The 6,215-nt window shown below is 71.5% G+C and carries 6 protein-coding genes; 5 read left to right on the top strand and 1 reads right to left on the bottom strand.

What is annotated here, in order from left to right; translation table 11 throughout:
• Nucleotides 1-1,092, top strand: a 1,092-nt coding sequence (locus B2P18_RS16300; RefSeq protein ID WP_414630890.1) for a transketolase-like TK C-terminal-containing protein, incomplete at its 5' end; no start/stop codon positions are given.
• Between the two features lie 106 nt (nt 1,093-1,198).
• Here the strand turns inward: B2P18_RS16300 and B2P18_RS16295 are convergent.
• On the bottom strand, nt 1,199-2,413 hold the full coding sequence (locus B2P18_RS16295) for a glycerophosphodiester phosphodiesterase (protein WP_286961595.1): 1,215 nt from the start codon (nt 2,411-2,413) through the stop codon (nt 1,199-1,201).
• A 103-nt stretch (nt 2,414-2,516) separates the two neighbouring features.
• Between B2P18_RS16295 and B2P18_RS16290 the strand changes: the two genes are divergently transcribed.
• The 4 genes from B2P18_RS16290 to B2P18_RS16275 all read left to right on the top strand — a co-directional run bounded on the left by B2P18_RS16290 (nt 2,517) and on the right by B2P18_RS16275 (nt 6,188).
• Complete coding sequence (locus B2P18_RS16290; RefSeq protein ID WP_034254089.1) at nt 2,517-3,695, top strand: PucR family transcriptional regulator; 1,179 nt, start codon at nt 2,517-2,519, stop codon at nt 3,693-3,695.
• A 134-nt stretch (nt 3,696-3,829) separates the two neighbouring features.
• Entirely contained in the window at nt 3,830-4,783 is a 954-nt protein-coding gene (locus tag B2P18_RS16285) for an ACP S-malonyltransferase (RefSeq protein WP_286961594.1), read from the top strand.
• Nucleotides 4,780-5,823 (top strand): beta-ketoacyl-ACP synthase III, encoded by a 1,044-nt coding sequence (locus B2P18_RS16280; RefSeq protein WP_029212727.1) that lies wholly within the window; start codon nt 4,780-4,782, stop codon nt 5,821-5,823. The genes B2P18_RS16285 and B2P18_RS16280 overlap by 4 nt, the downstream gene beginning before the upstream one ends.
• A gap of 116 nt (nt 5,824-5,939) precedes the next feature.
• Nucleotides 5,940-6,188: an acyl carrier protein gene (locus B2P18_RS16275; RefSeq protein ID WP_019284666.1), complete on the top strand. Its 249-nt coding sequence runs from the start codon at nt 5,940-5,942 to the stop codon at nt 6,186-6,188.
• Nucleotides 6,189-6,215: the final 27 nt, after the last annotated feature.

Below are 6,215 nucleotides of genomic sequence, written 5' to 3'. Positions count from 1 at the left end.
ATCAAGATCTACAACCCGCACGGGCAGAACTACACCCCGGTCGACCACGAGCTGATGCTCGCCTACCGCGAGGCCAAGAACGGCCAGATCCTGCACCTCGGCATCAACGAGGCGGGCTCGATGGCGGCGTTCACGGCGGCGGGCACGTCATACGCCACGCACGGCGAGCCCATGGTGCCGATGTACGTCTTCTACTCGATGTTCGGCTTCCAGCGGACCGGCGACTCGATCTGGGCCGCCGCCGACCAGCTGACCCGCGGCTTCCTCATCGGCGCCACGGCCGGCAAGACCACGCTCACCGGCGAGGGCACGCAGCACATGGACGGGCACTCCCCGCTGCTGGCCTCGACCAACGAGGCGGTCGTGCACTACGACCCGGCCTACTCTTACGAGATCGCCCACATCATGCAGGACGGTCTGCGCCGGATGTACGGCGAGAACGCCGAGGACGTCATCTACTACCTGACGGTCTACAACGAGCCGATCGTCATGCCGGCCGAGCCCGAGGGTCTGGACGTCGAGGGCCTGCTCAAGGGCATGTACCTCCTCAAGGAGGCCGAGGGCGCCGGTGACGCGGGCGACAAGCGGGCCCAGCTGCTGGCCTCCGGCGTCGGGGTCCCGTGGGCCCTCGAGGCGCAGGAGCTGCTCGCCAAGGACTGGGGCGTGGCCGCCGACGTGTGGTCGGTCACCTCGTGGAACGAGCTGCGACGCGACGGCATGGCCGCCGACAAGCAGGCCTTCCTCAACCCCTCGCAGGACGCTCCCGAGGCGTACGTCACGACGGCCCTCAAGGACCGTCCGGGTCCGGTCGTCGCGGTGTCCGACTACATGCGGGCCGTGCAGGACCAGATCCGCGAGTGGGTCCCGGGCGACTACTTCACGCTGGGCGCGGACGGCTTCGGCTTCTCCGACACGCGTGCGGCCGCCCGCCGTCACCTGCACATCGACGGCCCGTCCATGGTCGTGCAGACCCTGGCGGCACTCGCCAAGCAGGGTGTCGTGGAGCGCTCGGTCGTCCAGGAGGCGATGGACAAGTACCGCCTGAGCGACGTCACCGCCGGCACCAGCGGCAACGCGGGCGGCGACGCCTGACGCCACCGCACCACCGCACCACCAGCAAAGATCGTGAGGGTTTGGTCCAGGTTTCTTGGACCAAACCCTCACGATGTTGGGCGTACGGAGCGGAGGGGGGCGGGGGCTACTGACGGCCCCAGAAGATGTCGCGGGCGACCACGCCGGTGTCAGGGTTGTCGGTGAACAGGCCGTCGAGGCCGGTGCGCAGGTAGGCCACCTGCTCCTCGATGGCCTTGCCGTAGTCGGCGGGGTTGGTGCCCTTCTGCAGGTCCTTGGCCATGAACTGGTTCTCGTTGCGGAACGTCCACGGGACGACCTTGAGGCCGAGGCGGTGGGCGTCACCGACCAGAGAGATCGGCTGGCCCAGCGTGCCGTCCGCCTTCTTGGGGATGACGAAGAACTTCTCCGGCCCGACGCCGTTGGCGAAGCGCGAGATCTCCTTGAGGCCCTTGGGCGTCATCCAGTCCTGGTAGAGGCGCTTGTCACCCTTGGAGATCAGGTCGTAGGGGCCGTCCAGCGGTCCGGTGCCGGTCCACGCGAGGAACGTCGAGCTCGCCTTGTAGCCGTGGCGGAACCGCAGGTCCTTGAGGTTGGTGATCTCGAAGGACTGGATCCACATCGGGGCGTTGCGCTTGTTGAGGCCGTACTTCTCGGTGAGGGCGACGACCTGGGGCTCGGGGACCAGACCCTTGTCGTGGAAGTAGGTGGAGTGCTTGATCTCGGGGATGATCCCGATCGTGCGGCGGTACTTCTTGGAGAGTCGCTCGCGCAGGCGCAGCACCTCCTCGTAGGTCGGGGCCTGGTAGAGCCCGTCGTAGATCGTGTTGCGCTGGCGAACCGTCGCGAGGCGCTCCTTGGCCCGCAGCGTCCGCAGCTCGGCGAGGGTGAAGTCCTCGGTGAACCAGCCGGTGACGTCGACCCCGTCGAGCTTCTTGGTGGTCTTGCGCGACGCGAACTCGGGGTGGGCGGCGACGTCGGTCGTGCCCGAGATCTCGGGCTCGTGGCGGTCGACCAGCTGACCGTCCTTGGTCATGACCAGGTCGGGCTCGATGTAGTCGGCGCCCATCTGCACCGCCAGCTCGTAGGCCGCGATCGTGTGCTCGGGGCGGTAGCCCGAGGCCCCACGGTGGGCGACGACCAGCGGCGAGGGCATGCCCTTGGCGTCGGTGTAGCGGCGGTCCTTGCCCCCGTGGTCGGCCGCCTGCGAGCGGTCGTCGGAGGACGCGTCGGCGGCAGCGGAGCCGGCCGAGCTGGCCGAGCTGGCGGAGGACATCGCGGCGGTCACGGGCAGCAGCGCGGCGGCGAGGACGACGGCCGCGACGGTGGGGGTTCGTCTCATGGGGGTGGACGCTAGTGCGGACAGGCGACGATCGCCCGGCCACCGGGTGAACGTGGGCCATCCGCGTGACGGCTTGTCGGCGTCATACAACTAGGCTGCCGCCGTGCCCTCCCCGCGTCCCACCCCCACGCCCGCCACGCTGCAGCGCGTGCAGGACAGCGCCGGGATGCTGGCCACGGCGGCGACGGCCCGCATCGAGGCGCAGCACGAGTGGTACCGCTCGCTCAGCGCGGAGGACCGCAGCTGGGTGGGGCTGGTCGCCCAGGCCGGGATCGGCAGCTTCCTGGGGTGGCTGCGCGACCCCGCCGCACCGCCCATGGTGACGGCCGACGTGTTCGGCACGGCGCCGCGCGAGCTGACGCGGTCGGTCTCGCTCGCCCAGACGCTGGACCTGGTCCGCTCCGTCGTGGGGGTGGTCGAGGAGGAGGTCGAGGGCCTGGCTGCGCAGGGCGACGAGCCGGCCCTGCGGGAGGCGGTGCTGCGCTACAGCCGCGAGGTGGCCTTCGCCGCGGCCCAGGTGTATGCCGAGGCCGCCGAGTCCAGGGGTGCCTGGGACGCCCGGCTCGAGTCCCTCGTCGTGGACGCCGTCATCCGTGGCGAGGCGGACAACTCGCTCCGCTCCCGCGCCACCGCGCTGGGCTGGGGGTCCATCCGCCACGTCACCGTCGTCGCAGGGCTGAGCCCGCACGAGGACACCGCCGCCGTGATCGACGCGGTGCGGCGGGCCGCCGGCCGCCTGCACGTGGAGGCGCTGAGCGCGGTCCAGGGGCGGCGCCTCGTCGTCATCCTGGGCGGCACGAGCGACGTCGCCGACGCCGCCGGCCGCCTGCTGGCCTACTTCGGCGACGGGCCGGTCGTGCTGGGGCCCACCGTCCCTCACCTGTTCGCCTCCGGACGCTCGGCCCGGGCGGCCCTGTCGGGACTCGCCGCGGCCCGGGCCTGGCCCGACGCGCCGCGGCCCGTCGAGGCCTCGGACCTGCTCCCGGAGCGTGTCCTCGCGGGGGACGACCACGCGCGACGGGCGCTGCTCGACCGCATCCACCGCCCCCTCGTCGACAGCGGGGGCGGCCTGCTCGAGACCGCGTCCGCCTATCTCGACGAACCGAGCCTCGAGGCCACGGCGCGAGCGTTGTTCGTGCACCCCAACACGGTGCGCTACCGCCTCGGTCGGATCGCCCAGGTCACGGGCCACGACCTCACGTCCTCGCGCGACGCCTTCACCGTCCGGCTGGCGCTGGCGCTGGGACGCCTGGGCGCTCCTGCCCCGCAGTCCTGGCGCTGAGGCCGGCCCCGTCCACCAGCGGCCCGGCATACCCGCTCCCCACCCGCTCTTTGTAGGAATCCTCCAAGGAACCAGACCGTTTCTGGTGGCGATCCGGCACGGCGTCGGCGCCGATCTCGGGAGAGAGTGGACGGGTGCTAGCGATCGTCTGCCCTGGACAGGGCTCCCAGTCCCCCGGTTTCCTCGCCCCCTGGCTGGAGCTGCCCGGCTTCCGCGACCGGCTGGAGTGGTTCTCCGCGGTCGCCGGGACCGACCTGGTGACCCACGGGACCGAGTCCGACAAGCCGACCATCACCGAGACCGACGTGGCGCAGCCGCTCATCGTCGGAGCCGGCCTGCTGAGCCTCCTGGCGCTCTTCGAGCACCCGTCGGCCGGCTACCCGGTCATCGGCATGGGCAGCGGCCACTCGGTCGGCGAGATCACCGCGGCCTGCGCCGCGGGCGTGCTGACCGCCGAGCAGGCCCTGGTCTTCGTGCGCGAGCGCGGGGACGGTATGGCGAAGGCCGCCGCCGCCTCCCCCACCGGCATGACCGCGGTCCTGGGCGGCGACCCCGACGAGGTGCTGGCCACCCTCGAGCGTCACGGGCTGACCCCGGCCAACGTCAACGGCGGCGGTCAGACCGTCGCGGCGGGCACCCTGGAGCAGCTCGAGGCGCTCAAGGCCGACCCGCCGGCCAAGGCGCGGGTCATCCCGCTCCCGGTCGCGGGGGCCTTCCACACCGAGCACATGGCCCCCGCCCAGGCCCGCCTCGAGGTCCTCTCGCGGGGCGTGACCAGCCACGACGCCCGCGTGCCGATCGTGTCCAACAAGGACGGCCGGCTCGTCCGCGACGGGCACGAGGTGCTGCGCCGGCTGGTCAGCCAGGTCGCCAGCCCCGTCCGCTGGGACCTGTGCATGCAGACGATGGTCGAGCAGGGCGTGACCGGGCTCATCGAGATCCCGCCGGCCGGCACGCTCGTGGGCCTGGCCAAGCGGTCCATGCCCGGCGTCGAGCTGCTGGCGTTGAAGTCGCCCGACGACCTGGAGGCCGCGCACCGCATGATCCGCGAGCACGGCAGCTCCCCCACCGAAGGAGGCACCGAGTGACCCGCCCCACCATCACCGAACGCTCCGGCGCCGCCCACGCCCGCATCTGGGGGGTCGGCGGCTACCGCCCCGAGCGCGTCGTCACCAACGACGAGGTCTGCCAGTGGATCGACTCGTCGGACGAGTGGATCCGCAGCCGGTCCGGCATCGAGGAGCGCCGCTGGGCCCGCGAGGACGAGTCCGTCATCGACATGAGCTGCGCGGCCGCCGAGGACGCGCTGACCAAGGCCGGCGTGCGCGCCGACCAGCTCGGGGCGGTCATCGTCGCCAACGTGACGCACCCCTTCCAGACGCCCAGCGCCGCGGCCGCGGTGGCCCACCGCATCGGCGCCTCCCCGGCCGCAGCCTTCGACCTGTCGGCGGCGTGCGCGGGCTACTGCCACGGCATCGGCCTGGCCAACGACATGGTCCGCGGCGGCACCGCCGAGTTCGTCCTGGTCATCGGGGTGGAGAAGCTCTCGGACTTCACCGACAAGCACGACCGTGGCACGGCGTTCATCTTCGGCGACGGCGCAGGGGCTGCGGTCGTCGGCCCGTCCGACTTCCCGGGGATCGGGCCCACCGTGTGGGGCTCCAAGGGCGAGGACTGGGACGTCATCCGCAACAAGTACTCCTGGGTGGACCTGCGCGACCACGCCCACGTCGGGAGCCTGGAGGAGCAGAGTCCCCGGGACGCCATGCCCTGGTCCTACCTCACGATGGCCGGGCAGAGCGTGTTCCGGTGGGCCGTCTACGCCATGGCCCCCGTGTGCCGGGAGGCGCTGGACGCGGCCGGGATCACGGCCGACGACCTGGACGCGTTCATCCCCCACCAGGCCAACATCCGCATCGTCGACGCGCTGGTCAAGCAGCTCAAGCTGCCCGAGCACGTCCCGGTCGCTGACGACATCCGCCACCAGGGCAACACCTCGTCGGCCTCGATCCCGCTGGCGACCGACCGCATGCTGACCGAGGGCCAGGCGCCGCACGGTGGGCTCGCCCTGCAGATCGGCTTCGGCGCGGGCCTGGTCTACGCCGCCCAGGTGATCGTCCTCCCCTGACGGCGCCACCGCCAGCACGCACGCAGATTCCCGCGGCCCGACGGGACCCATCGGGTCAGCCCGCACCATCCCACCCTCCGCACCGCACGGTCGGAGCAACCGAGAAGGAGCCTGAGATGGCCATGAACGAGAACGAGATCCTCCAGGGCCTGGCCGAGATCGTCAACGAGGAGACCGGCCTGGACGCGGCCGAGGTCCAGATGGACAAGTCCTTCACCGAGGACCTCGACATCGACTCGCTGTCGATGATGACGATCGTGGTCAACGCCGAGGAGAAGTTCGGCGTCCGCATCCCCGACGACGAGGTCAAGAACCTCAAGACGGTGCGCGACGCCGTGTCCTACATCAACGGGGCCCAGGGCTGACCCGAGGCACCCCCGCCTCTGGACGGG

Origin of the sequence: Arsenicicoccus sp. UBA2120, from assembly GCF_002330965.1 — a bacterium.
Taxonomy (GTDB): Bacteria; Actinomycetota; Actinomycetes; order Actinomycetales; family Dermatophilaceae; genus Arsenicicoccus; species Arsenicicoccus bolidensis.
Note: the sequence above shows the minus strand (reverse complement) of the source record. Positions and strands in the feature narration are given on the sequence as shown.

Excerpts from the sequence above, each read along its gene's own strand:
- B2P18_RS16295 (WP_286961595.1), bottom strand. The coding sequence starts at position 2,413 with ATGAGACGAACCCCCACCGTCGCGGCCGTCGTCCTCGCCGCCGCGCTG.
- B2P18_RS16275 (WP_019284666.1), top strand. The coding sequence starts at position 5,940 with ATGGCCATGAACGAGAACGAGATCCTCCAGGGCCTGGCCGAGATCGTC.